26 protein-coding genes are annotated in these 24237 nt (G+C 64.7%); 16 read left to right on the top strand and 10 right to left on the bottom strand.

Translation table 11 applies throughout. The features are described from left to right. The first annotated feature begins 53 nt into the window (after positions 1-53). The 4 genes from ACIGGF_RS04310 (at position 54) to ACIGGF_RS04295 (ending at position 2979) form a co-directional block, all read left to right on the top strand. Positions 54-332: a metal-sensitive transcriptional regulator gene (locus ACIGGF_RS04310; RefSeq protein WP_314145663.1), complete on the top strand. Its 279-nt coding sequence runs from the start codon at positions 54-56 to the stop codon at positions 330-332. A gap of 56 nt (positions 333-388) precedes the next feature. Further along, the gene (locus ACIGGF_RS04305; protein ID WP_314145652.1) at positions 389-1750 is read left to right on the top strand and encodes an MBL fold metallo-hydrolase; all 1362 of its coding nucleotides are present in this window, start codon (positions 389-391) and stop codon (positions 1748-1750) included. A gap of 178 nt (positions 1751-1928) precedes the next feature. Beyond that, on the top strand, positions 1929-2267 hold the full coding sequence (locus ACIGGF_RS04300; protein ID WP_397520145.1) for a hypothetical protein: 339 nt from the start codon (positions 1929-1931) through the stop codon (positions 2265-2267). Between the two features lie 85 nt (positions 2268-2352). Continuing rightward, positions 2353-2979, top strand: a complete 627-nt coding sequence (locus tag ACIGGF_RS04295; RefSeq protein ID WP_314145654.1) for a DUF305 domain-containing protein — start codon at positions 2353-2355, stop codon at positions 2977-2979. Between the two features lie 103 nt (positions 2980-3082). On the opposite strand, the gene ACIGGF_RS04290 is transcribed toward ACIGGF_RS04295, so the two are convergent. From ACIGGF_RS04290 to ACIGGF_RS04280, 3 genes are all read right to left on the bottom strand, one after another. Continuing rightward, positions 3083-5251: a heavy metal translocating P-type ATPase gene (locus ACIGGF_RS04290; protein ID WP_314145655.1), complete on the bottom strand. Its 2169-nt coding sequence runs from the start codon at positions 5249-5251 to the stop codon at positions 3083-3085. Beyond that, the gene (locus tag ACIGGF_RS04285) at positions 5248-5499 is read right to left on the bottom strand and encodes a copper chaperone (RefSeq protein WP_314145656.1); all 252 of its coding nucleotides are present in this window, start codon (positions 5497-5499) and stop codon (positions 5248-5250) included. Before ACIGGF_RS04285 ends, ACIGGF_RS04290 begins: the two co-directional genes overlap by 4 nt. Positions 5500-6134: 635 nt before the next feature. Next, positions 6135-6389 (bottom strand): hypothetical protein, encoded by a 255-nt coding sequence (locus ACIGGF_RS04280; protein WP_397520144.1) that lies wholly within the window; start codon positions 6387-6389, stop codon positions 6135-6137. Positions 6390-6986: 597 nt separating this feature from the next. Here ACIGGF_RS04280 and ACIGGF_RS04275 point away from each other — a divergent pair. The 3 genes from ACIGGF_RS04275 to ACIGGF_RS04265 all read left to right on the top strand — a co-directional run bounded on the left by ACIGGF_RS04275 (position 6987) and on the right by ACIGGF_RS04265 (position 9087). Next, complete coding sequence (locus tag ACIGGF_RS04275) at positions 6987-7979, top strand: prolipoprotein diacylglyceryl transferase family protein (protein WP_314145657.1); 993 nt, start codon at positions 6987-6989, stop codon at positions 7977-7979. Positions 7980-8149: 170 nt separating this feature from the next. Continuing rightward, positions 8150-8476 carry a rhodanese-like domain-containing protein gene (locus ACIGGF_RS04270; RefSeq protein WP_314145658.1) on the top strand — a complete coding sequence of 109 codons (327 nt, stop codon included), beginning with the start codon at positions 8150-8152 and terminating at the stop codon, positions 8474-8476. 347 nt (positions 8477-8823) lie between these two features. Continuing rightward, on the top strand, positions 8824-9087 hold the full coding sequence (locus tag ACIGGF_RS04265) for a hypothetical protein (protein ID WP_314145659.1): 264 nt from the start codon (positions 8824-8826) through the stop codon (positions 9085-9087). 54 nt (positions 9088-9141) lie between these two features. Here ACIGGF_RS04265 and ACIGGF_RS04260 read toward each other — a convergent pair whose 3' ends face one another. The 4 genes from ACIGGF_RS04260 to ACIGGF_RS04245 all read right to left on the bottom strand — a co-directional run bounded on the left by ACIGGF_RS04260 (position 9142) and on the right by ACIGGF_RS04245 (position 12802). Further along, positions 9142-10104 (bottom strand): M56 family metallopeptidase, encoded by a 963-nt coding sequence (locus tag ACIGGF_RS04260; protein ID WP_243597147.1) that lies wholly within the window; start codon positions 10102-10104, stop codon positions 9142-9144. Further along, positions 10101-10457 (bottom strand): BlaI/MecI/CopY family transcriptional regulator, encoded by a 357-nt coding sequence (locus ACIGGF_RS04255; RefSeq protein ID WP_094610783.1) that lies wholly within the window; start codon positions 10455-10457, stop codon positions 10101-10103. Before ACIGGF_RS04255 ends, ACIGGF_RS04260 begins: the two co-directional genes overlap by 4 nt. A 121-nt stretch (positions 10458-10578) precedes the next feature. Continuing rightward, positions 10579-12078 carry a multicopper oxidase family protein gene (locus ACIGGF_RS04250; RefSeq protein ID WP_094662170.1) on the bottom strand — a complete coding sequence of 500 codons (1500 nt, stop codon included), beginning with the start codon at positions 12076-12078 and terminating at the stop codon, positions 10579-10581. 97 nt (positions 12079-12175) lie between these two features. Next, positions 12176-12802, bottom strand: coding sequence for a TlpA disulfide reductase family protein (locus ACIGGF_RS04245; RefSeq protein ID WP_032375710.1), 627 nt, complete (start codon positions 12800-12802; stop codon positions 12176-12178). A gap of 458 nt (positions 12803-13260) precedes the next feature. On the opposite strand from ACIGGF_RS04245, the gene ACIGGF_RS04240 reads away from it, so the two are divergent. Together ACIGGF_RS04240 and ACIGGF_RS04235 are read left to right on the top strand one after the other, a co-directional pair. Next, positions 13261-13584: a hypothetical protein gene (locus ACIGGF_RS04240; protein WP_149408140.1), complete on the top strand. Its 324-nt coding sequence runs from the start codon at positions 13261-13263 to the stop codon at positions 13582-13584. A gap of 91 nt (positions 13585-13675) precedes the next feature. After that, complete coding sequence (locus tag ACIGGF_RS04235; protein ID WP_094648452.1) at positions 13676-14440, top strand: M23 family metallopeptidase; 765 nt, start codon at positions 13676-13678, stop codon at positions 14438-14440. 201 nt (positions 14441-14641) lie between these two features. Here ACIGGF_RS04235 and ACIGGF_RS04230 read toward each other — a convergent pair whose 3' ends face one another. Next, positions 14642-15403, bottom strand: coding sequence for a M23 family metallopeptidase (locus ACIGGF_RS04230; protein WP_176457818.1), 762 nt, complete (start codon positions 15401-15403; stop codon positions 14642-14644). A gap of 187 nt (positions 15404-15590) precedes the next feature. After that, positions 15591-17186 (bottom strand): apolipoprotein N-acyltransferase, encoded by a 1596-nt coding sequence (gene lnt / locus ACIGGF_RS04225; protein WP_373454000.1) that lies wholly within the window; start codon positions 17184-17186, stop codon positions 15591-15593. 242 nt (positions 17187-17428) lie between these two features. Between lnt and ACIGGF_RS04220 the strand changes: the two genes are divergently transcribed. From ACIGGF_RS04220 to ACIGGF_RS04205, 4 genes are all read left to right on the top strand, one after another. Beyond that, positions 17429-17629: a hypothetical protein gene (locus ACIGGF_RS04220; protein ID WP_141215005.1), complete on the top strand. Its 201-nt coding sequence runs from the start codon at positions 17429-17431 to the stop codon at positions 17627-17629. A 46-nt stretch (positions 17630-17675) separates the two neighbouring features. Then, positions 17676-18095: a hypothetical protein gene (locus ACIGGF_RS04215; protein ID WP_255182256.1), complete on the top strand. Its 420-nt coding sequence runs from the start codon at positions 17676-17678 to the stop codon at positions 18093-18095. Positions 18096-18199: 104 nt separating this feature from the next. Next, on the top strand, positions 18200-19330 hold the full coding sequence (locus ACIGGF_RS04210; protein ID WP_094642698.1) for a PLP-dependent cysteine synthase family protein: 1131 nt from the start codon (positions 18200-18202) through the stop codon (positions 19328-19330). After that, positions 19327-20616 (top strand): MFS transporter, encoded by a 1290-nt coding sequence (locus ACIGGF_RS04205; protein ID WP_032375707.1) that lies wholly within the window; start codon positions 19327-19329, stop codon positions 20614-20616. Before ACIGGF_RS04210 ends, ACIGGF_RS04205 begins: the two co-directional genes overlap by 4 nt. Before the next feature lie 145 nt (positions 20617-20761). Here the strand turns inward: ACIGGF_RS04205 and ACIGGF_RS04200 are convergent, their stop codons facing one another. After that, complete coding sequence (locus ACIGGF_RS04200; protein ID WP_094648397.1) at positions 20762-20986, bottom strand: DUF4396 domain-containing protein; 225 nt, start codon at positions 20984-20986, stop codon at positions 20762-20764. Positions 20987-21404: 418 nt separating this feature from the next. Here ACIGGF_RS04200 and ACIGGF_RS04195 point away from each other — a divergent pair, with 418 nt between their 5' ends. From ACIGGF_RS04195 to ACIGGF_RS04185, 3 genes are read left to right on the top strand one after another with little or no spacing between them, the layout of a single operon-like run. Further along, positions 21405-21608 (top strand): heavy-metal-associated domain-containing protein, encoded by a 204-nt coding sequence (locus ACIGGF_RS04195; RefSeq protein WP_032375705.1) that lies wholly within the window; start codon positions 21405-21407, stop codon positions 21606-21608. A gap of 32 nt (positions 21609-21640) precedes the next feature. After that, positions 21641-21904, top strand: coding sequence for a hypothetical protein (locus ACIGGF_RS04190; RefSeq protein WP_032375704.1), 264 nt, complete (start codon positions 21641-21643; stop codon positions 21902-21904). Positions 21905-21933: 29 nt separating this feature from the next. Next, a complete protein-coding gene (locus ACIGGF_RS04185; RefSeq protein ID WP_032375703.1) occupies positions 21934-24198 on the top strand; it encodes a cation-translocating P-type ATPase in 2265 nt (754 codons plus the stop codon). Positions 24199-24237 lie beyond the last annotated feature (39 nt).

Below are 24237 nucleotides of genomic sequence, written 5' to 3'. Positions count from 1 at the left end.
AAACTCACCCCAACCGAGTTTGAGACAATCAATCAGTCCGCACACGCGGCCTGATTCACTCAACCCAACGAGTCAACCGAACTCGGGGCAGTCCCCTCAACCGGCTGCGCCGCGCACACGGCCAGCTCGCCGGAGTGATCGGCATGATCGAGAACGGACGTGACTGCAAAGACGTCGTCACCCAACTCGCCGCCGTCTCCCGCGCCCTCGACAAAGCTGGCTTCAAGATCGTCGCCACCGGCCTCCGCGAATGCATGACCGGCGAGACCGCCGACAACAAAGAACCCATGACCGAAGCGGAACTGGAAAAACTCTTCCTCGCACTGGCCTGAACCACCCATTTCACGTCAGAAACGAGGCCGACCCGACAACACCGTAGGAGTACCCCATGAGCACGACCAATCCAGATATTGCCGTCATCGAAACCTCGAGCCTCGGTGACCGCAGCTACCTGATCAGCCACGACGGCATCGCCGTCGTGATCGATCCTCAACGTGACATCGACCGCGTCCTGGCATTGGCAGCGGACAAGAACGCCGCGATCACCCACGTACTCGAAACCCACATCCACAACGACTACGTCACCGGCGGACTCGAACTCGCACGCACCACCGGAGCCGAATACGTTGTGCCCGAGGGTGACCCGGTCGAATACGAACGCCGGTCAGTCGGCGACGGCGATGTCGTCGCCGCGGGATCTGCGCAGTTTCAGGTCATGCACACCCCAGGCCATACACATCATCACGTCAGCTACGTGCTGCGACTCGGCGACAAGCCAGTCGCGATCTTCACCGGCGGCTCGATGCTCTACGGATCCACCGGCCGCACCGACCTACTCGGCTCCGAACACACCGACGAGCTCACCCATGCGCAGTTCCACTCGGTCCGTCGAATCGCCGCCGAACTCCCCGCTGACGTCGAGGTCTACCCCACCCACGGATTCGGTAGCTTCTGCTCCGCCACACCCACCAGCGGCGACTCGTCGACCATCGGTGAACAGCAACAGTCCAATCCCGCGCTGACCCAGGACGAACAGACCTACGTCGACGAGTTGATCGCAGGACTGTCGGCCTACCCCGCGTACTACGCCCACATGGGCGTCATCAACACCGAAGGTCCGGCCCCGATCGACCTGTCGACCCCAGAACCCGCCGACCCCGACGAACTACGTAGGCGCATCGACGACGGCCAGTGGGTCGTCGACCTCCGTGCACGCACCGCCTTCGCTGCAGGGCATCTCGACGGCTCCCTCGGCTTCGAGCTGTCGACAACGTTCGTCACCTACCTCGGATGGCTCTACCAATGGGGCGCGCCGCTGACACTGATCGGCGACACATCCGATCAAATCGAAGATGCCACACGCGAGTTGGCGCGCATCGGCATCGACCGCCCCTCCGGTTCGGCTGTCGGTGAGATTCACTCACTCGCCGGCGACGGCCACGTGCGGTCCTACGAGGTGTCTGACTTCGCCGGACTTGCCGCAACCGACTCCGACATCACTGTGCTCGACACACGTCAACAGTCCGAGTACGCGGACGGCCATATCCCCGGTGCAGTGAATATCCCCCTTCACGAACTACCGCACCGACTTGCAGAGGTCCCCGACGGCGACGTGTGGGTGCACTGCGCCTCCGGCTACCGCGCCTCGATCGCGGCCTCACTGCTCGACCGCGAACACCGCACCGTGACGCTGATCGACGACGACTACGACCACGCAACAAATCTCGGACTCGACACCTCGAAGACATGACGAAACGCTTCTACGACCGAAAGCGAAGAGACGAGTGTACCCCCAGGGGGTATATCCGAGTATCATCGGCCGCGTGCGCTCAGTGAGTCGGCGTGGTCGACGGGGCACAGCTCCAACGGCAGCTTTACTGATTGCACTGACAGTGTTCGGTGTTCTGTTGATGCATTCGGTAACACCGATGTCGATGTCCGTGACCGGCTCGATGTCCGCCGCGATGACCGACGGCCATGCCTCGATGTGCGGCGGCCACGCCTCGATCGCAGCACCGTCCCACACGGACGCCGCGGTTCCGGTGATGGCAGGGGAACACGACTGCCCGTCGGCACACCAGATGATGCACCCCTGTGTGGGCACGACAACTTCGTGGCCCGCGCTGACGTACCCGGCGGTGAACGCAGCCCTCGACCCGGTACCGACGCTGCTCAACCGGATCGTTGGGCGCACCGACTCCGCGTGGGGACGTGCGCCGCCGTGGACGTTGTGGGAGTTGGACAGATCGGTGACCTTGCGAGTGTGACAGGGAGCCCGGCAGACGCGTGTCTGTCGGCGGATCGAACGACATCGAATCCTCTGTACTACTCACTCTTGCAAGGAGTTTCCTCATGCGTACCAAAGTTGTTGCCTCGATCGCTGCTGCTGCCGCGAGCGCGTTCCTCGTCGTCGGCTGTAGCGACAACTCTTCCGAGTCGTCGATGGATGGCCATTCGATGGGATCGATGTCCTCGACGCCGGCATCGTCCGCTCCGGCGAGCTCGACGGCGCAGTTCAACGATGCCGACGTGATGTTCGCGCAGATGATGTACCCGCACCACGCGCAAGCAGTCGAGATGGCCGACTTGGCGAACGGCCGCACCGAAAACCCGGAGGTCCTGTCACTGGCATCGGCGATCGCCGCCGCGCAACAGCCCGAGATGGACCAGATGACCACCTGGCTCACCGAATGGGGCCAGCCCATGCCCGACATGGACATGGGTGACATGGGCGGGATGGACCACAGCTCCGGCAGCGGCATGATGACCGCTCAGGACATGGACGCGTTGATGGCAGCGTCGGGACCAGAATTCGACCGCCAGTGGTTGACGATGATGATCGCCCACCACACCGGTGCCATCGAGATGGCGAACACCGAAATAACGGACGGTTCCAATCCTGACGCCCTGGAGATGGCCCGCACCATCGTCGCCACTCAGCAGCAGGAGATCGACACCATGCAGCGACTGCTCGGCTGACCTGGTCCGCTACGCGAAGCGGCCGCATCCTCTCCGGCGGAGAGGGTGCGGCCATCAGCGTTCCGCAGTTGTCAGCGCCGTACTCCTGGGACGAGATCAGCTCTCACAGCGCCGGTTCGCGCTGCGACGGAGCATCGGAATTCCCATCGTTCACCGCTCCGGTGATGGCGTCGGGTGTGAGGTCGAGTCGACGCAGTAACTGCGCGTTCGCGGCGACGATGATCGTTGACAGCGACATCAGGATCGCGCCGATCGACATCGGCAGCACGAACCCGACCGGCGCGAGCACTCCTGCCGCAAGCGGGACTGAGATGAGGTTGTATCCCGCTGCCCACCAGAGGTTTTGCTTCATCTTCCGGTACGAGGCGCGCGAGAGTTCGATCACCGACAACACCGACCTCGGGTCGTCGCTGGCGAGGATTACTCCGGCCGACGCGATAGCAACGTCGGTACCCGCGCCGATAGCGATACCGACATCGGCCTGCGCGAGAGCCGGTGCGTCGTTGACCCCGTCCCCGACCATCGCCACGGTGCGCCCTTCTTGTTGAAGTTCAGCAACGTTGTGGGACTTGTCTTCCGGTTTCACCCCCGCGAAGTAGCGGTCCACACCGAGCTCGGTGGCGACGGACTTCGCGACGGCATCGGCATCACCGGTGATCATCACGACCGCGATTCCGCGCGCATGCAACGCGTCTACCGCAGTGCGTGATTCGGGCCGGATCTCGTCGGCGAGCGCAAGGGCACCGATCACAGCACCGTCGGCCAGGACGTGCAGGATGATCGCCCCGTCGCCGCGCCACCGATCGGCGACAGCGAGTTCGGATCCGTGTTCCTGCTCGAGCAGCGCGGGCCCGCCGACCTGGACGCGGGTGACGTCGACCTCAGCTGAGACCCCGACAGCGGGAGACGACTGAAAACCGGCTGCAGCCGGGACGGTCAGGTTCCGCGCACGTGCGGCCTCGACGATGGCACGGGCGAGGGGGTGCTCGGAATCTGCTTCCGCGGCAGCAGCCAAAGCGAGGACCTCGTCGGCGGTGCGGTCGCCGGTCACCTCGATCGCGGTGACGGTGGGTTCACCCTTGGTGAGCGTGCCGGTCTTGTCGAAGAGCACGGTGTCCACCGTGCGCATGGTTTCGAGTGCGAGCCGGTCCTTGACCAGAACCCCGCCGCGGGCGGCGCGCTCGGTGGCGATGGAGACCACCAACGGGATAGCAAGTCCGAGTGCGTGCGGGCAGGCGATGACCAGCACGGTGATGGTGCGGATGACGGCGTCGTCGGGCATCCCGACCAAAGTCCACACGGCGGCGGTGATGACCGCGGCACCGAGAGCGAACCAGAACAGCCAACCGGCGGCGGTGTCGGCGATGCGCTGAGCACGCGACGTCGAGTTCTGAGCGTCGGCGACCAAGCGGCCGATGCCGGCGAGGGCAGTGTCGTCCCCGACCGCGGTGACCTGGACGCGCAGACCTGAGTCGGTGGCGACAGTGCCGGCGACGACCTGATCGCCGTCGCTGCGGCGGACGGTGCGTGATTCCCCGGTGATCATCGATTCGTCCATGCTCGCCGATCCGGACACGATGGTGCCGTCCGCCGGTACGCGGCCGCCGGGGCGCACGACAACGACATCACCGAGCTGCAGCTCGGCCGGGGACACCTGCACCACATCGTCGCCGTCGACGCGTTCGGCGGTGTCCGGGAGCAGCGCCGCCAACGAGTCCAGAGCGGAGGTGGTCTGCGCGAGGGACCGCATTTCGATCCAGTGCCCGAGCAGCATGATCACGATCAGCAGCGCCAGTTCCCACCAGAAGTCGAGCTGATGATCGAGCAGACCGAGGCTCGCTCCCATCGACGCGACGAATGCGACGGTGATCGCCAGGGCGATGAGCAGCATCATTCCCGGTGCACGTGAACGGATTTCGCCGATTGCGCCGGTGAGGAACGGGGAACCGCCCCAGGCATACATCACGGTGCCCAGCACCGGGGAGACCCAGGCGATCCACGACGAGTCGGGCAGTGAGTATCCGAGAAGCATCGCGAACATGTTCGAGGCCACGATCACCGGAACGGCGAGGACCAGCATGATCCAGAACAGGCGACGGAACATGCCGACGTGATCCCCATGACCGGCATGACCACCGTGCCCGGCATGACCTCCGTGTTCAGTGTGCTCGCCGCGGCCGGAGCGGGCTGCGCCGTGGTCGGACATATCGTGGCCCGGCAGCGTGCCCGCTGTCTCGACTCCGCCAGCGTCGGCATGTGTGTGGTTGTTCATCGTGTGATCCTTCTCTTTACCGAGTTCGATGGGTTACCCAGTGCGCGGGTCTGAGGGTTGCGGTTCGGCGGTGATGATCCGGCCTGGTCGAGGTGGGCTGCGCGTGTCACTGTCAGCGCTCCCGCCGACGCCGATACGTCGACTGTGTCGACCCCGGCGACCCCGGCGACAGCGTCGACTTCGTCGCGGACCGATGCCGTGCAGTGCCTACGGGTCGTGCCTGTGACGCGATAATCGGTGGTGCTCATGCGGCGCTCCCTTCGTACCCGATTCACCATACCCCATAGGGGTATGTCTGCCAGTGGGTTCGCAACCTCGCCTGAACCTCTCGGTAAAGAAGTCGATGCTGTTCGCGGCCCTGGACGGTGCGAGGCGGCTGACATTGGGGTGCGTCGACGCGCAGGCCACTGTCATGTGAGACGGGCAGAGCGGGAGTGCTATCGACCCCGGGTGTAGGCAATCGGTCGGCCCAGCTGGGCTCGCAGCGGTGGACGCGCCCAGCTGGGCACGACATCGTCACATCCGCGGTGACGATTCCGATTCAGGTGTGCTCACCGTCCGCAGGCGGAGTGGGCATCTACGCCGGGTAGCGGCGCGCGTGGCGGGCCCATGTGCCGATACCCGATGGGGGGACACCTGCTTGTTCGGCCGCCCGGAGACGTCGAAGACCAGACGGCGGAGAGCTCAGCTCTCGCCCATCATGGGGCGGCTCGAACATAGCGCTGAGCGTGTCGTAGATGGGCGTGTCGCTCACTTTCGGCTTCCTGTCCCAATTCTATTCATGGTCGGCTGCGTCGACGTTCTTACAGTCGGCGCACCTAGGCGGCGGGCCCGGTCTGCGGGTTGAGTCAATTACTGTCCAACACTGCGCAACTACATCTGCTCACTGTCGGTTGGCGGCACGCTTACGCAGCTCGGCGGTCGCCAACTCCGTGACTGCGGCACGATATAGGTCTCGATCTATTTCCCCGGCGGCGAATCGACGATCGAGGATTTCCTGCGCATCCTCCCCCGATTGTGGACGAGCGCCGACAAGCCGAATCACACCCCAGGCCAGCAGGGCGATCACGAACAGCCAGAACACGGCCATCCCCGTCATCATCGCCCATCCTCCACCCATGTCGCCCATATTCATCACTGTCGGCTCCTTCTCTTTCGGCGGCTACTCGCTGACCTGCGAAATACGACCATCCGCGCACCTACTATACCGCTTAGTAGTTCAGCTACTATCGGTGATAGTAGTTGGATGCTGTCGAAACGCCATCGCGCCGACCGGCGATAATGGAGGTCACCTGTGGGAAACAAGTCCAACAAGTCACGATCGAAAGCGCCGAAGCGCCGAAGCGCGGTCGAACGATCCGAGCGGTTTGCGTCGAATTCTCGCTCCGATAGCACGTCGGCCGAGCCTCGGTCCGGGCATCCCCTCTTCACGGTGACCCCACCCTCTGCGGTCAGCGTTGCCGTCGCCGACCACCTTCGGAGCAGGGGCCTATCGCCCCAGACCAGCACTGTGCACCCCACTGTCTCCCACCGATTCGTGTCGCCCTCCACCGCCGCAGCGCGACCGACGGCCCCGACAGTAGGACCGGCGATCGATTCCGCAGCGCCACCGGAACGCCCACGTGAAAGCATATCCGAGGATGCTGCGCCCGCACCGCGGAGATATGCACCCAAGCGCTCACCAGCCAACAGTTGTGCCGATGAGCTTTCGCAGGTCGAGCCACTGGGGCTCGCGGTGACCTACTGGGGTGTCGGCGATGCCGATTCCGAGCCCCACCAGGACGTGGCGATTCGCTTCACCGGATCGCGGGTGAAGGCCGAGGGCCACCCGCCGACCGACAAGGACAGTTTCGATCGAACACTGGTTCTGAAATCACGTCCAGCTGTCGAGGGCCGGTTCGCCGCCACCACCCGCATTCAGGGCATTGCCAGCGGAGAGTGGGAGGTGAGCGCGCGACGTATCGACGGGGGCGCAGACAGTGCCGAACGGCAGCAGAACTCCGTGCTCACCGCTCGCACTGCGCTACTGACGTACGGACCCGCTGTGCGGGTGTGGAGTTGGCCGGCGTTGGTAGCGGCGGGCGCGGTGGTTGCACTGATACTTCAGGGACTCCTCCTCTCGCGTACGGACACCAATGTTGCTGCCGCTGTTGCAATGTCAGCTCTGAGCTGCGTTCTGGGATATATCGGAGCCAAGGTGTGGTACTTGGTCTTGCACCGTCGACCCGTTGCTACCTTCATCCGCGCTGGAGCGTGCATACAGGGCTTTCTCCTCGTGTCGCTCGGCACCTTGGTCATCGGCGGAGCACTCGGGGGTATGGACGTCGGCGCAGTCCTGGATGCAACCACCCCGGGATTGTTTCTCGGCATGGCGATCGGTCGCCCCGGATGTTTCTTGGCGGGCTGCTGTTCGGGACGCCCGACCGGATCTCGATGGGGCCTGGTCTCCTCCGATCGCACCCTGGCGACGAGGAGGATCCCCGTTCAGCTCTACGAGGCCGCCGCAGCCCTGCTGATCGCAGGCGTGACGCTCGCCGTTGTACTTTCGGTCGACCTTCCCGTCGCAGGGCTGGTCTTCCTCGGCAGTATCGCCGCATACACCTTGATCCGGCAAGGCCTGTTTCTGTTCCGGGTGGACGCGCACACTCGCCGAGGCCGACTCGCTGTCTCCATCATCTGCGTCGCGATCCTCGCCGGCGTAGTTGCAGGGTCGCAGGTGCTCTCGTGATTACTGAACGTGCCCTGATACGGGCGCCTTTCGATGATCATCTCGAAGCGATAGCACCGCATTCGGTGGCCCGGTCGACGCGCCGGAGGAGTCCGGCATCGGCACTGGCTGTCCTCGTCCTTGCACTCGCTGGATGTACCGGCAGCGAGGCAACTGAGCCCAGTGCGTCAATGCCCGTCGCTACGCGGGCAGAACTGCTCAATCCCGCTGACTTCGCCGCCGCGATCGCCGACCCCAGCCGAGTCACGATCAACGTCCATACCCCCAACGAGGGCCAGCTCCCTGGAACCGACTCAAGTCTTCCCTTCGACCAGATCCAACAACAGGCCGCGACGTTGCCGCCCGACCGGACCACACCGCTGGCGATCTACTGCCGTACCGGGACAATGAGCGCCACCGCGGCGAAAGACCTGGCCGCTCTCGGCTACACCGATGTCATCGAACTACAAGGCGGCATGCTCGCGTGGCGACACACCGGACGAACCATCGAAGAATGATCAATCACCTTCCGCAGCGCCGACCCCAGAGGTTGATCACCAGAACGTGTCCAACGAAATCGGATGCCGAGATCGTCTTGTTCGGGGTTCACCAGGTCGGGACCGGACAATTCGCCGATGGTTCCCGCTGCTGCCGGGAAGTAGACGATATCGGTTTGCCACCGGGCGCAACGAAGTCGAACGAGCCCCCGCCCTGTGCCGCCGAATCAGAACCTCTCGCGCATGCTGTCCCGCTCAGCGCTACCGGCGCAGGGATGCTGCCGCTCGCGGGAAGCCCTTCTCGGCGGTGCTTTGGCTCCGCCAGCCAACGTGCACACGAGCAGTAGCGTGTGGACGCGCACGGTGCGATGACAGGCGAGCAACGAGACGGCGGGCGGCGGAGATCGCGGGCGCTCTACACCGAGGCGTACAAGCGTGAACGCCGCCGTCAAGGTCGGGGCTGGGTGGTACTGACAGCGGGTGTAGTGATCGGGTCGACCCACGTCATCACCCATCTCGGGCAGCTTCGATTTCTTCCGAGCACCGGATGGCAGGATCTCGCGGTCGGCTATCCGATGGCGATGATCCTCGCACTCATCGGTTTCATGATGATCGCTACCCGCACCGGATAGCAGAGGGCGAGTACGGCGGGCAAGCGAACGTGATCGCCAGTGCCGCAGTTCGTCTCATCCCACCGCGCAGGACGCCAACGTCATGGCCGCCAGCAGGGCCACTACTGGTAACGCAGGCAGGGCGACGGCGGTGCACGCGGCGAACGCACGCGCCCACCGGAAGGAAGCACGTGGGGTCGTTCGCTCGACCGCGAGACGCTCGAGCCGTACAGCGGTCGCGTCCGACACCATACCGAGGGCGGGCAGGGGAACAGGGTGCGGGCGAAGAGAAGTCAGAGCGCGCCGCACCGGGTCTCGCCCGTGCGAGCGTGCTGCCCGAGCGTCCGCGTCGAGTTCGACGAGAGCTCGCACGAGTGCAGGGGACTGCCGCATGATCGGCAGCCACGGAAACGCATAGGCCACCGACTCGGCAATGCCTACGAGCAGATGATGCCGGCCATCGATGTGTGCACGTTCGTGTGCGAGGACCGCCTCGACTTCAGCAGGCGTCAACTGCGTACGCAGCCCCTCGCTGGCCACGACCATCGCCGGTCGTCCCGCGACGCTGTACGCGAGAGGACTGTCCAACGGAAGCCACAAGGTCGACGCGGGTTGATTCGAACCGGAAAACCCGACGCCTCCAGCGATGATGCGCAGCAGATCGATGTGCCGCTCGTACACTCGCCGTCGCTCACACACTGCGCGCCTCAGGTGGACGATCCAGCGGACTGCGCCGCAGCCCAACATCGCAATCCCGACAACCCCGACGATGGCCTCGACGCGGGCAGGTATGTCGCCCTGAAGGGCGAGCCAGCATTGGTGTGCGATGTCGACCAGGGTCGTCACGCCCCCATGACTGGGGATCGCACTGAGCACGACCGGTACCGCAATGCTGACCAAGGTGCCCACAACGAGCGCCGACCACGTCAAGAGCGTGACGTGCGCATCGATACCTCTGTCGATCATCGACCTCATCAGCAATGGCGCGGCAGCCGCAACCAACAGCCCACCGAGGGCCCACAGGAGTACGGCAGTCACCTCTTACGCTCTTTCAGACCGCGGGTGAGCACCTTCGATTCGTCATCGGAAGCGCCGCGGGCGAAGTGCAGCAGCACGCTCGTCGGGTCGCCGGTCGATTCGAGAAGTATTCGCAAGGCGTCGGAGGCGGCTTCTTCCCTGCTTCGGGTGGCTTCGTACCAATATGCCCGTCCGTTGCGTTGTCGGTGTACCCAGCCTTTACGGTGCAAATTGTCGAGCACCGTCTGAATCGTGGTGTACGCCGGTTCTCGACCGTCCTCGAGTTGATCGATGACATCACGAACCCGGACTGCGGCGCTGGTATTCCACACCACGTCCATCACCAGAGCTTCGAGCTCTCCCAAACCCTGCATGAGTGCCTCCTAGGCGCGTGTTCACTCTATCCCGTCGAACGAGCCAGCTACGTGATCCTTCGGTAGCGAGCACCCTGGTCCGAGAGGTTTGCATGCCTCGAATACGAATGCGGCCGTAGGCTCACGCCAGGTAGGACACCGATGTCATCATTCCCGCTTCCCCGTGATAGAGGTTGTGGCAGTGCAGAAGCCACTGGCCGGGATTGTCGGTGTCGAAGTCGACTTCGACAGTTTGGTTCGGCAAGACCAGCGAGGTGTCCTTCCGGGGGCCTGATCCGGCACCGTTGACAACCTCGAAGGTGTGTCCGTGCAGATGCATGGGATGAAACATCGTGGTGGCGTTGACGAAGCGAAGTCGTACTCTTTCGCCTTCGCGAACGTCGAGGGGGGTGTGCTGCTCGTACGTCTCACCGTTGAGCGTCCAGGTGTACCCGCCCATCTCCATCCCGAGAGCGATGTCGTACGTGCGATCCGGCTCGCGTGCGGACAAGCGGACCGTATCGAGCGACCTCAGTCGATCAGCCATCACCGGGGCTGCAGAGAGTTCGGCAGGCCGGACTGAGGACTGCGGCGCGGCGCCTGGCCCGGTACGCAACACAGCGAACCCGCTCCCGTCCTTACCTTCCGCGGCGGCGACAATCGGAAACGCCCCGTCCTGCAAGGTGATGATTGCGTCGTAACGCTCTCCCATCCCTATCAACAAGCATTGCGCCTGCTCGGGCTGAACCGGAAATCCGTCGCTGTGAGTAACAGTGAGAGGATGCCCCCCCACTGCGAAACGGAAGGCCGTGTCGGCAGCTGCGTTGATGATGCGCAGGCGCAGCCGCTGGCCCGGCCGTCCGCCGAGCACGATGGGATCGGCCCCGATCTTGCCGTTGATCAGGTAGTACGGGTAGCTCACGTCGCCGGTGTCGCCACCGAGAGGCGACTGGGCGGTGGGCGCGCTCATCGACATGCCGCCCATCGACATGCCCTCGCTGCGCAGCCGTTCGAGTTCTCGATCGGGGTCGCCGGCTACCCCGTCGAGCCAGTCGTCGAGGACCAGGACGGCTTCGAGGTCGTAGTCCGAGCCGTCGGCGGGGTCCTCGACGATCAGCGGTGCATACAGTCCTCTGTCGAGTTGGGTACCGACGTGAGGGTGAAAGAAGTACGTGCCCGCGTCGGGCACGGTGAAGTCGTAGCCGAACGAGTCACCGGAAGCCACAGCCGGCTGAGTCAGGCCCGGCACTCCGTCCATGTCGTTGCGCAAGGCGATTCCGTGCCAATGGATCGTCGTCTCCTGCTCGAGGCGGTTGTCGAGCTGTGCGCGCAACACATCACCTCGGCTCAGGCGAATCTCGGCACCGGGGAGTCTGTCGCCGAAAGTCCAGGTCTGTACCTGCACTCCGCCGAGGTCGATCGTGCTGGGCTGAGCACTCAAGGAAATATCGACTTGTCTGCCGGTAGCCGAGCGGCGCGCGTCCTCGGCCTGTCCCACCACATCGGAGTCCGGTCCGACGACTGCTGTTGCGGACGAGCCATTGCCGCATGCCCCCAACACGACGGCACTCGTTCCGGCCGCGCTCAGCGCGAGAAAGTTGCGGCGCGTGAGCGAGAACGCACCTGCCCGCTGCCCGGTCATACACATCTCCCAATTCTGTAGAAGTCCGTCCGCCGGCGGGCGTTCGATCCTCGCCGCGTTGCTGGTGCTGGTGCTCGTGCTCGTGCTCGTGCTGAGATCAGCGCACAAGCGCTGTTACCGCCTCCCGCACCTGACTCGGGTCGTAGAACACCGGCGTCGAGGTGATGCGCTCGATCGTTCCATCGCTCTGGACCAAGAAACTCAGGGGCAGGACAGGGGGCGCGTCAAGTGTCTGCAACGCCGCGTCGGCCTGATCGAACGAGGGATAGTGCACTCCCAGCTCGGTGAGCAGGCTCAATGCCGCATCGGCATCGTCTTGGACGTTGAGACCGACGACCCGAACCGCATCCGGTTCTGCGGCGTACTGGGCCAGAACCGGAATCTCCTGTCTACACGGACCGCACCACGACGCCCAGACATTGAGCAATGTGGGTTGCCCAGCCAGGGAGGTCCCCAGATCGGATAAGTCCGACGTTCCCAAGCATCGTGCGGACGTACCGACGAGCTCGCCAGTTACGGGGGACGGAACCGGCGACGAGGTCGGGCACGGCTCGAGGGCAGCACGGGTAGCGATCACTGCCGACGGGAGATCCTCGTCCTCGACGTGAGGTGCCGATCCTGCGGACCCCACCGACTGGGTCGAGGGATCTCGAGACCACAATGCCAGCGCTCCAACAACTGTCACGATGACGATGATCGCAAGTAGGGACCAGCGTGTCGTCACCCGCTGCACCCTGCACCTCTGTCTCGTTCACCTCGACGATGTCTTCCGGTCTGTCAGCGTCATACTACACGATCTACTATCTTCGATAGTAGCAACGTGGATCCTGCACGCCGTCAACGCTTTCGCGGCCCCCTTCACCCTCGGGCCTCACAGTGCCAGCACACAGCTCTCCGGCCGTTCGCCGAAGACGACCGCCCCCATCGAGGCGCACGATGAAGGCCGTCCAGCGACGCCGAGTCCTTCTGGCGCAGAAGATATTACGTACATGAACCCCGGCTCCCGAGAAACAACCCGACGATCGAAATGGGTCGCAGGGTGCGAATGTTACCGATGTAATTCACTGTGACTGATGGTGCTTGTGCGGAAAGAGTGTAATAGTGATGCGGCGTGTCGCCTTGACTCGAAGGCGACCTGAATTACTGCCAGGTATGCAGTTGCCGTCCAGGAGGACCACCGACATGAGACCTCTACCCTCGTCCTCGTACATGGCGCACCGAACTCGGTGGGGTACTCGCATCCTCGTCGGTACCGCGTTCGTGGGAGGCATCCTCGCGCTGGCACCCACGGCGTCTGCAGCCCCGGACGCCGATCCGGCTGCGCCGCCGCCTGCCTTCCCCGCGCAGGCCCAATCGGACCCGCACGTCCAACAGGAGGTCCTCGATCTCGTCGTCGGCGCACTACGCGAGATTCGCGCCAACGGTGCTCTCGACGACCTGGCCGGCCCACAGAGCCGCATCGTCTCCTGCCTCGTGGGCACGATCGGAGCCAACCGATACAGCTGACGGACCAACGGGAGCCCTTTCGCGACTGATCCCCTGTCTCGCGCCGATCGACGACATCGACCCCACAGTTCTCCCCCGACTGGTGTCGTCGATGGACGTCGCCACACTTGCATCCACACTCGCGGCCGCCGAGACTCCCCACGATCCGGCCACCCCGCACACCTCGTCGCGCGCACATGCGGCGGTCCCACCCGGCAGGTCGAACGCCGAGCCCTCGACCGAACAACCGACCGCCCAAGGCACCCAGGACACTCAGGACCCCGAGTCGGCCGCCGAGTCGGCCGACTCGGCGACGCCCGAACTGCCCGCGCTCGAACCCGACGCCACTGTGCCTGAAACGTCGGCACCCGGCACGTCATCTGAAACAACGACACCCGAAACCACGACACCCGAGGCGGGCGATCATTCGTCGGCCGCCCCGCAATCCCCTACCGGCACAACAGGGTCGAGCAACGGAAAGTATCGTGCGCCGACAACAGGAACGTTGACCTCGACCTTCGGCGACGGCCGCGCCCATCAAGGAATCGACATCGCCAACTCCACCGGTACACCGATCGTCGCCGTTGCGGACGGCGAGGTGATCAGCGCGGGACCGGCCCAGGGCTTCGGACTCTGGGTGCGTATACGCCACGATGACGGCACCGTAACGACCTACGGGCACAACAACGACAACCTCGTGACCGTAGGTCAACGCGTCACTGCTGGTGAAGAAATTGCGACGGTAGGAAACCGGGGTATCTCCACCGGTCCACATCTGCACTTCGAGGTCGACACACCCGCCGGCAACAAGGTCGACCCCAGACCCTGGCTCGCGGAACGCGGAGCCACCATCACCGGTTCGGATCGTGACTCGTAGCCGAGCCTCGACCGCACGGCCCGCCGATGGGAACGAATTCCGCACTGTTGCACTGACTTCGGATGCGTCTCTGCGGTCTCGTTTTCACCATCAGACCTGAACCCTCGGTGCCTCGACATGTTCAGCGGGAGCGCAGTACGATCGCCCGCATTCCGGTAAGTTCGCCGTACCTACTGCGAGCCCGAGAGGTGAAACGGGGGCCTACGACCGAACAGCCGCGTCGGACAGCGCGACACCCCGAGAGGCGAGCCACTCCTGAGGATCGACCTTGCTCCCCGCCGCGTCGACGACCTCGAAATGCAGGTGAGGCCCGGTCGATTGGCCACGATTGCCGACGGTGGCGATCTGCTCACCGGCTTGTACTCGTTGCCCCACTGTCACCAAGGTTTGATCGATGTGCCCGTAGACCGTTGTCGTTCCATCGTCATGTTGAAGACGTACCCAGAGGCCGAATCCGTCTGCAGGACCGGAGTCGAGCACGGTAGCGTCGGCTGCCGCGTAGACGGGAGTTCCGATAGCGTTGGCGATGTCGAGCCCGGTGTGCGTAGTCCCCCATCGTGGACCGAAATCCGAGGTCAGGGTCCCGGCGACCGGACGAACGACGAGTGGTCGCAGCGCCGCTGCATCACGCGCAGCGCTCTCCTCTGCCCTTCGTTGCCCCTTCGCCAACTGCTCGATCGCATCGTTGATATTGGAGATCTCCGGTATGGCGAGGATCTGAGGCAAGTATTCGGCCACCGGGTCCTGCATCGGTGTCGCTTCGTGCACGGGGACTGCCTGCGCCTGTGCGGGACTCGCATATTGGGCACCCGCCGTGACCAGAGCGCCCGCTGCCACCGCAATACCGACAGCGACACTGCCGCGGCGCTCGGTGGCGCGCGCCCGAGCGCGATGCCGCCCTCTCGGCGTCACCGCCACTCCCTGCACGTCACAGTCCATCAACTGTCGACGTCGGTCGGTCATGCGGGTCATACGGTGTTGTGCCACAGCAGAGTCCTCGGAAATCGAATGGAGCGAGGCGTAATCATCGACGTGCGCACCTCACTGATGTATCGAACGGATCACGACGCGATAACGAAAAGATACACGACGAGTGGGGTAATTACTATCATGGTTAGTAGTTCGATGTCCCCCGCAGTGGTTTCGTGCCTCACAGCGCGGTAGCACCGGACGTCGACGGTCGGAGACCATCGGCCGGCGAACGCTGCCTTCTCCATGCGAGAGCACACCCCACGACAGCAAGAACGACCGCGGCGTACTCCGGAAGCGGTCCCAGCTTTGTCGCCCACGTCGATCTCGTTTCCAGGGCAACATCAGCGACCAACGTCTGCGCAGTGAACAAGCCCGAACGATCTGCGACCTTCCCCTGTGGGTCGATGACGGCACTGACCCCACTGGTCGCCGCAACGAGAACAGTCCTGTTGTGCTCGACCGCCCGCAGCCGCGACATCGCCAACTGCTGGTAGGTCATGTCGGTGCGCCCGAACGTCGCATTGTTGGTGGGGACCGTGATCAGCTGCGCCCCCGCACGCACGGACTCAGTGACCAGGTCATCGAACGCGACCTCGTAACACGTGGCGACGGCCGTCGGAATTCCGGCGATATCGACGACACCGTCGCCCGACCCGGGAACGAAGTTACCGGCCTGCGAGGCGTACGAGGACAACGCCGTCATCACAGATCGCATCGGGAGATACTCTCCGAAAGGAACAAGTTTGCGTTTGTCGTGTCGCTCCCCCGGTCCGAGTACCGGATCCCACACGATCGAGGTATTCGTCGAGGTGCCGTCGTCGTTGCCAAGGACCGCACCGACCAGAATCGGCACCCCGACCGACCGCGCTGCAGCGTCGATCCCGGCAGTGGCGTCGGCATTGCGCAGCGGATCGATATCGGATGCATTCTCCGGCCAGATCACCAGGTCGGGAGCGGGCACACTGCCGACGGTGATGTCGTCCCCGAGTTGCCTTGTTCGCTCGATGTGATTGTCGAGAACTGCTCGACGTTGCGAGTTGAAGTCCAGACCCAACCGCGGAACGTTGCCTTGCACAACGGCGACCGTCGCACGCGCTGCGCCTGCGTCGCCAGCGGGAGTGAGCGCGAAAGCCAGAGCTGGCACGATCACTACAGTGGCCACCGATCCGACTGCGAATCGCGACGTCGGCGAGCGTACCTGGCGGACCACACTTGCCAGTGCCGCGCCGATCACTGCGACTGCGAAAGATACACCGGGCGCACCGGCGAACGCGGCAAGCGAGAGCAGAGGGCCGTCTGCTTGGGCGAAAGCTAATCTCCCCCACGGAAATCCCCCGAACGGAATCCGTGCGCGCAGACCTTCGGTGGCGGTCCAGATCGCGGCGATCCACAGCGCTTCGAAGCGCAACCCGGACACTGCGGCCGCTGCAGCGCAGAACAGTGCCACTGCTATCGCTTGGATCGCCGCGAGCGCCAGCCACGGCGGGGCGCCGACGTAGACGCCCACCCAGGGCAGAAGGGGCAGAAAGAACGCAAGCCCCGACAGATACCCATAGAAGAATGCCGCCCGGATAGAACGGCCGCGGATGACGAGAACAAGAACCCCGATACCCAGCGGCGCGAGGAACCACAGCGACCGAGGTGGAAAGCCCGCGTACAACAGCACACCAGCAGATACCGCGGACGATGACCTGCCTGCTATCGCGGTGAACGCACGACGTCGGGTTCGTCGGTGACGGTTCATTGTTGTTGCGCTGGACTCGATATCGAGCATGCCTGCATGGCTCTTTTCTCATGTACGGCATAGCGCCACCTGACCACCCTCGGTTGCTACTATGCACGATAGTAGTAACAGCGGTGAGCCCGGACCGGCTCCCCCGCCGACACCGCGCCTCTGCGACGTCGATGCATACCCCGGGATATCGACCGCGCACCTTCGCTGTGCCCTTTCTTCTTCGCGGTGCCCTTCGTGGCCGGGCATCGACCGGTGCACGGACCACCCTCGGCTCGCACAAGATGCGTGCTGGACCCCGGGATGGAGACTGGCTTCTACCGCGCCGCAGCACGCCGACATATGCGGGTGCATCTGCTCTGGCGGCCATCATGATCACCGCCCCGATCGTCCTGGCCGTGTTCGACGTGACCAGAAACATGTGGTGCCTGCGGGCGGGCGGTGTGACCGCCCGATTCGGCGGCGGCACATCAGGGGCACCCTGAATGGGTTTGGGCCAACCCAGTTTCCGGCTGCTACCGTCGAGGCGTTGTGAGAATCTCTGTGCTGGGCCCGCCGCGCCTGCGGACGGTTATCGCAGTCGCCGCTGTCCTGTATTTGTTGGCTCACACCATCGCTCAATGCGGCATCGCCTGGGAACAGGACCATCACAGCGACGGCGTACACATCGTTTCGTCCTCGTCTCAGGCCGCCGCGGAACTCTCCCCGAACCACGCGCACATCGACGTCGGATCGCCCCACATGGCGCACGATACGAACACCGTCATCGCAATGCCCCGATCCGACAACCCGCCCCGCCCATCGACCATCGCCGCGGTCGCCGCGATGGCCTTCGATGTGGTGTTGGTGGCGATGTCTGCCCCGCGCATTTCGCGAGCCCCACCGGATCTACCCATTCCGATCCGGCACGGCCGAACCGTCTTGAACGAACTCTGTATCAACAGGTGCTGATCAGCAGCCCGCGGGCCATCCGAGGACTCCTCTTCTCATGGCCCAGTTCGTGCTGCCCATCACTCACTTACTGCGCCCTCGCAGGTCACATACAGGGATTACTCATGAACAGTGCTGTTCGCTCCACACTCGTGCCACCGTCCTCCGCCGGCCACATGTTGGCGACCGCCAAGAACTGCCCGGAACCGAGCACGATGGTCGGCAACACTCCTGTTCTGTGGATCGGTGAACCGTTCGCGGACTCCGGCCGCGGTTTCTGGGCGAAACTCGAAGGCAGCAATCCCGGCGGGATGAAAGACCGCCCCGCGCTGCACATGGTCGAGAAAGCAAAGGCCCGCGGCGACCTCGCTCCCGGTTCGATGATCATCGAATCCACCAGCGGCACCCTCGGCCTGGGTTTGGCCCTGGCCGGGATCACCCATCACCACCCCGTCACCCTCGTCACCGACCCGGGACTGGAACCGATCGTGCACCGGATGCTCGCCGCGTACGGTGCCCGCGTCGAACTGGTCACCACACCGCACCCCGACGGCGGCTGGCAGCAGGCCCGGCGTGAGAAGGTCCGTGAGCTCCTCGATACACATCCAGGGTCGTGGTGCCCGGATCAGTACACCAACCCGGACAATGTCGAGGCGTACGAGTCGCTCGCTCACGAACTCATCGCCCAGCTCGGACGCGTCGACACCTTGGTTTGCTCGGTGGGCACCGGAGGGCACTCCGCCGGGGTGGCCCGGGTGCTCCGGCAGTTCTGCCCCGACCTGAAACTGGTCGGTGTCGACACCATCGGATCGACGATCTTCGGGCAACCCGCCAGCACTCGGCTCATGCGCGGGTTGGGTTCGAGCATCTATCCCGACAACATCGACTATCCCGCCTTCGACGAGGTGCACTGGGTGGCCCCGCACGAAGCGGTGTGGTCGTGCCGCACCCTGGCGGCGACGCACCACGCCAGCGGCGGCTGGAGCGTCGGGGCCGTCGCCCTCGCGGCCGGCTGGATCGCTCGCACCAGCCCGCCGGAGACCCGGGTCGCGGCCGTCTTCCCCGACGGACCGCAGCGCTACTTCGACACCATCTACAACGACGACTACTGCACCGAGCACGGCCTGCTCGACGTTGACCCGCCGACCGAGCCGACGACCATCGCCCACCCCACCGATGAGACTGTGACGTCGTGGACGCGGTGCGCCACCGTCGTCGATCCCACCGTCGTCGATCCCACCGAGAGCGTTCGATGAAAACTTTTCTGACCAAGTTCCGTAGCTTCGACCGGCCCAGCCAGGTGTTGATGGTCAACCAGTTCTCCATCAACGTCGGTTTCTACATGCTGATGCCGTACCTGGCCGGGTATCTGGCCGGTTCCCTGGGCCTGGCGGCGTGGGCGGTCGGGCTGGTGCTGGGGATGCGGAACTTCTCCCAGCAAGGGATGTTCCTGCTCGGCGGCACCCTCGCCGACCGCCTCGGATACAAACCCCTGATCGTCGCCGGCTGCCTGCTGCGAGTTGCCGGTTTCGTACTGCTCGCGGCCGTGGAATCGCTGCCGGCGATCCTGCTCGCCTCGGCCGCGACCGGGTTCGCCGGTGCGCTGTTCAACCCGGCCGTGCGGGCGTATCTGGCCGCCGACGCAGGGCCACGGCGGGTCGAGGCGTTCGCGGTGTTCAACGTGTTCTATCAGGCCGGGATTCTGCTGGGCCCGTTGATCGGTCTCGCTCTGACCACCCTCGACTTCCGAGTCACCTCACTGGCAGCGGCCGCGATTTTTGCTGTTCTGACGATCGTGCAGATTTGGACGCTCCCCGCGCACCGGGCCGAGACGACCGGGGCCACGACATCGGTACTCGAGGACTGGCGGGTGGTGATGGCCAACCGACCCTTCGTGCTGTTCGCGCTGGCGATGATCGGATCCTACGTGCTTTCGTTCCAGATCTATCTTGCGCTGCCGCTGCAGGCTGCGGTGGTAGTCGGTAACGGCAGGTCCGACACCGCTCTGGTGACCTCGTTGTTCGTGGTCTCCGGCGTGGTCGCGATCGCCGGGCAGTTCCGGATCACGTCCTGGTTGTCCCGCAGGTGGGGTTCGGGGCGAAGCGTGGTGGTCGGTATGGCAATCATGGCGCTGGCGTTCCTCCCGCTGATCGTGCTGCCGAGCCCGGCCGCGCTGGGCGGGTGGGCCGCCGCCGGTGCCCTGGTGTTCACCGCTGCACTGTTGGCGGTCGGCACCGCCGCGGTGTTTCCGTTCGAGATGGACACGGTGGTGACCCTGTCGGGCGGGAAGCTGGTGGCCACCCATTACGGGTTCTACAACACCATCGTCGGGGTCGGCATCCTGCTCGGCAACCTGGGTACAGGAGCCGTCTTCGGGCTTCTCAGCGACGCGCATCTGGGTGCACTGATCTGGGCGATACTGACCCTGGTCGGGGCGGCATCTGTGGCCGCTCTCTATGCGCTCGATCGATCCGACCGGCTCACCCCACCCCCCACCGAGACCACGGTGACCGAAAGCGGCGAGGTACCGGCCACCGGCTAGCGGCAGTGCACGCCGAGAAGTGGCCTGCATTGCCCACACCCGAGACCTCGACGATGGTTGCCGAACAGAGGGTGTGACGCGGCACCGTTCACGACTATCCACCGACCGGTGGCCCGCATTCACACGAATGCGGGCCACCCACGCCTCAGGCGGGGGTGTTGCGGTGACGTTGGAGGCGACGGACGACGGGGTAACCCGTGACCACCCCGAGGACGATACCGATTTGCATGAGCATCCAGAACGCAGCGTCGGTGGCCGGTGGCATGGTCTCGGTGTAGTACAGCAGCAGCATCCAGCCACCCATCCCGAGGTCGAACGCCAGTACGGTCAGTGCAGCGACGCCGAGCGCAGCCACGACAGAACGCCGAATGGATTGCCTGCGTACCGACTACCGGTGTGATGGCCGAACGCTCGTATACGAAGAGCATGATCGTGGCCAGTATGGCGATGACGATGATCATCACCCAAAGAACACTCTGTCCGCACGAGATTCGACGTCGGCAAGGACGGAAGCGACATCATCGAGAAGATTGTGGGCATCTCTGCGCGCGCGTAATCCGCGTTCGTAGTAGCCGGAGTCGAGGACGCCCGCCGATGCAGGCTCTGGTGCGACGTTCGATTCTGGGTGCCGCTCCCGCATCCGAGGGCGGTGTTCCGGTCAGTGCCCAGGGTCATGCCGTAGCACCGGTGCGGCACATCTCGTTGCATACCGTAGGGGGGTATGGTAAATCTGTAAGTGGGTCGCGACGACCTCGATCACATTCCGAATCGAAGAAAGAAGGGCATCGATGAACACCACCGTCACCGTCACCGGAATGACCTGCGGGCACTGCGTCTCCTCGGTCCGAGAGGAGATCAGCGGCATCCCCGGTGTGACCGCCGTGAATGTCGACCTCGCGAGCGGCCGAGTCGATATCGACTCGGACACCCCGATCGAGCAGACGGCCATCGCCCACGCAGTCGACGAGGCCGGCTACCAGCTCGCCTCCTGATCGACACCAGACCCGGACAGGAGATTCGCACGATGAACGCATCATCGAAGTTCGTCGGATTCACCATCGCCCTAGCCGCGGTCTTCGGGCTCGCCTTCGGAGCCGGGGACGCCTTCGGCCCCGAAGGTGCCGCACCACCCGACACACACGACACCTCGACTCACGACGCCGCCGCGGTGTCCACTGCGGGCGGGCCCGTCGCCAATCAGAGACCTGGAGGATTGATGGTCACCGACAGCAGATACGCCGCGGTGCCCGCCGCCTCGGAGCCGATGCCCGCCGGGCACGGACACTGACACACCACCACACCCCGAGAGGAGCGACGATGAATCCCGTCACGCACCACCCCACCGCCGACGGCCGGGTCGAACTCGACATCAGTGGTATGACCTGCGCCTCCTGCGCGAACCGGATCGAGAAAAAGCTCAACAAGCTCGACGGTGTCACCGCGACGGTGAACTACGCCACCGAAAAAGCACGCGTCGACTACGTCGGTGATGTCTCGACCGAGGATCTCGTGGGCACCGTCGAGCAGGCCGGCTACACCGCCACGGTCCCCGCGCCCGCCGCCTCCTCCACCGACCCCGACGCGGCCGGGCCAGCCGAGATCGACCCCACCGCCTCGCTGCGCCAACGCCTGCTCATATCGCTGGTGCTCAGCGTGCCGGTGATCGCGATGGCCATGGTTCCGGTACTGCAGTTCACCAACTGGCAGTGGCTTTCCCTGACCCTCGCCGCACCCGTGGTGGTGTGGGGGGCATGGCCGTTCCACAAGGCCGCCTTCACCAATCTGCGGCACGCCACCTCAACGATGGACACCCTGATCTCGATGGGCACCATCGCAGCACTGGGGTGGTCGTTGTATGCCCTGTTCTGGGGCACCGCCGGAACGGCCGGCATGACACACCCGTTCGAGCTGACCATCTCCCGCTCCGACGGGGCCGGCAACATCTACCTCGAGGCCGCAGCCGGAGTCACCACCTTCATCCTCGCCGGCCGCTACTTCGAAGCACGCTCCAAGCGACGCGCCGGTGCCGCCCTGCGTGCCCTGCTCGAGCTCGGTGCCAAGGAAGTCTCCGTCCTGCGCGAGGGTGTCGAACAGCGCATCCCCACCGATCAACTCATCGTCGGTGACGAGTTCGTCGTCCGCCCCGGGGAGAAGATCGCCACCGACGGCGTGGTCGCCGACGGCTCTTCCGCGGTCGACAATTCGATGTTGACCGGCGAATCCGTGCCCGTCGAGGTAGGACCCGATGATCTGGTCGTCGGCGCGACGGTCAATGTCGGTGGCCGAATCGTGGTCCGGGCGACCCGCATCGGCTCGGACACCCAGCTCGCACAGATGGCGAAACTCGTCGAAGACGCTCAGACCGGTAAAGCCCAAGCTCAGCGTCTGGCCGACAAGATCTCCGGAGTCTTCGTCCCGATCGTGATCGCCCTTGCCGCGGCGACACTCGGCTTCTGGATCGGCACCGGCGGTGGGATCGCGGCCGCGTTCACCGCAGCCGTCGCCGTCCTGATCATCGCCTGCCCGTGTGCCCTCGGCCTGGCCACCCCGACCGCGCTGATGGTCGGCACCGGCCGCGGCGCTCAGCTCGGCATCCTGATCAAGGGTCCCGAAGTGCTCGAATCGACCCGCCGTGTCGACACCGTGGTACTCGACAAGACCGGCACCGTCACCACCGGCAAGATGACTCTGCTCGACGTGATCACCGCCGACGGCGAGGACACCGCGCAGGTGCTGCGCCTGGCCGGTGCACTCGAAGATTCGTCCGAGCACCCCATCGCCCAGGCCATCGCCAAAGGTGCCCGCGAGAAGGTCGGAGCCCTGCCACCGGTGGAGCAGTTTATAAATATCGAAGGCCTCGGGGTGCAGGGCATAGTCGACGACCACGCAATGATCGTCGGACGGGCCCGCCTCCTCGCCGACCGGGCGCAGCAGCTGCCGGACGAACTCGAAAGTGCGATGCGTGCAGCCGAATCCGAGGGCAAGACCGCCGTCGCAGTCGGTTGGGACGGTCGGGCTCGCGGAGTACTGGTCGTCGCCGACGCGGTCAAACCCACCTCCGCCGAGGCGATCGAGCAGCTGCGGGGCCTGGGTTTGACGCCGATCATGCTCACCGGCGACAACGCAGCCGCCGCGCGTGCCATCGCCGACCAGGTCGGCATCCACGAAGTGATCGCGGAGGTGCTGCCCGCAGACAAGGTGGACGTCGTCAAAAGGCTGCAGGAGCAGGGCAAGGTAGTGGCGATGGTCGGCGACGGCGTGAACGACGCCGCCGCGTTGGCGCAGGCCGACCTCGGTCTGGCGATGGGCACCGGTACCGACGTTGCGATCGAAGCCAGCGATCTGACGTTGGTGCGCGGTGATCTGCGCGCAGCAGCGGATGCTATCCGCCTGTCCCGCCGAACGTTGGGCACCATCAAGGGCAACTTGTTCTGGGCGTTCGCCTACAACGTGGCCGCCCTCCCCTTGGCTGCGGCCGGGCTGCTCAATCCGATGCTGGCCGGTGCAGCGATGGCGTTCTCGTCGGTGTTCGTGGTCAGCAACAGCTTGCGGTTGCGCCGGTTCAAGTCCCTCACCGGATAACCGCGCGGGTAGAACAAGCACCCAAAAGGCTGGGGTGGG

This window comes from Rhodococcus sp. NPDC078407 (assembly GCF_044542515.1).
GTDB lineage: Bacteria > Actinomycetota > Actinomycetes > Mycobacteriales > Mycobacteriaceae > Rhodococcoides.
This window is presented reverse-complemented; position numbering and strand designations above follow the sequence as displayed.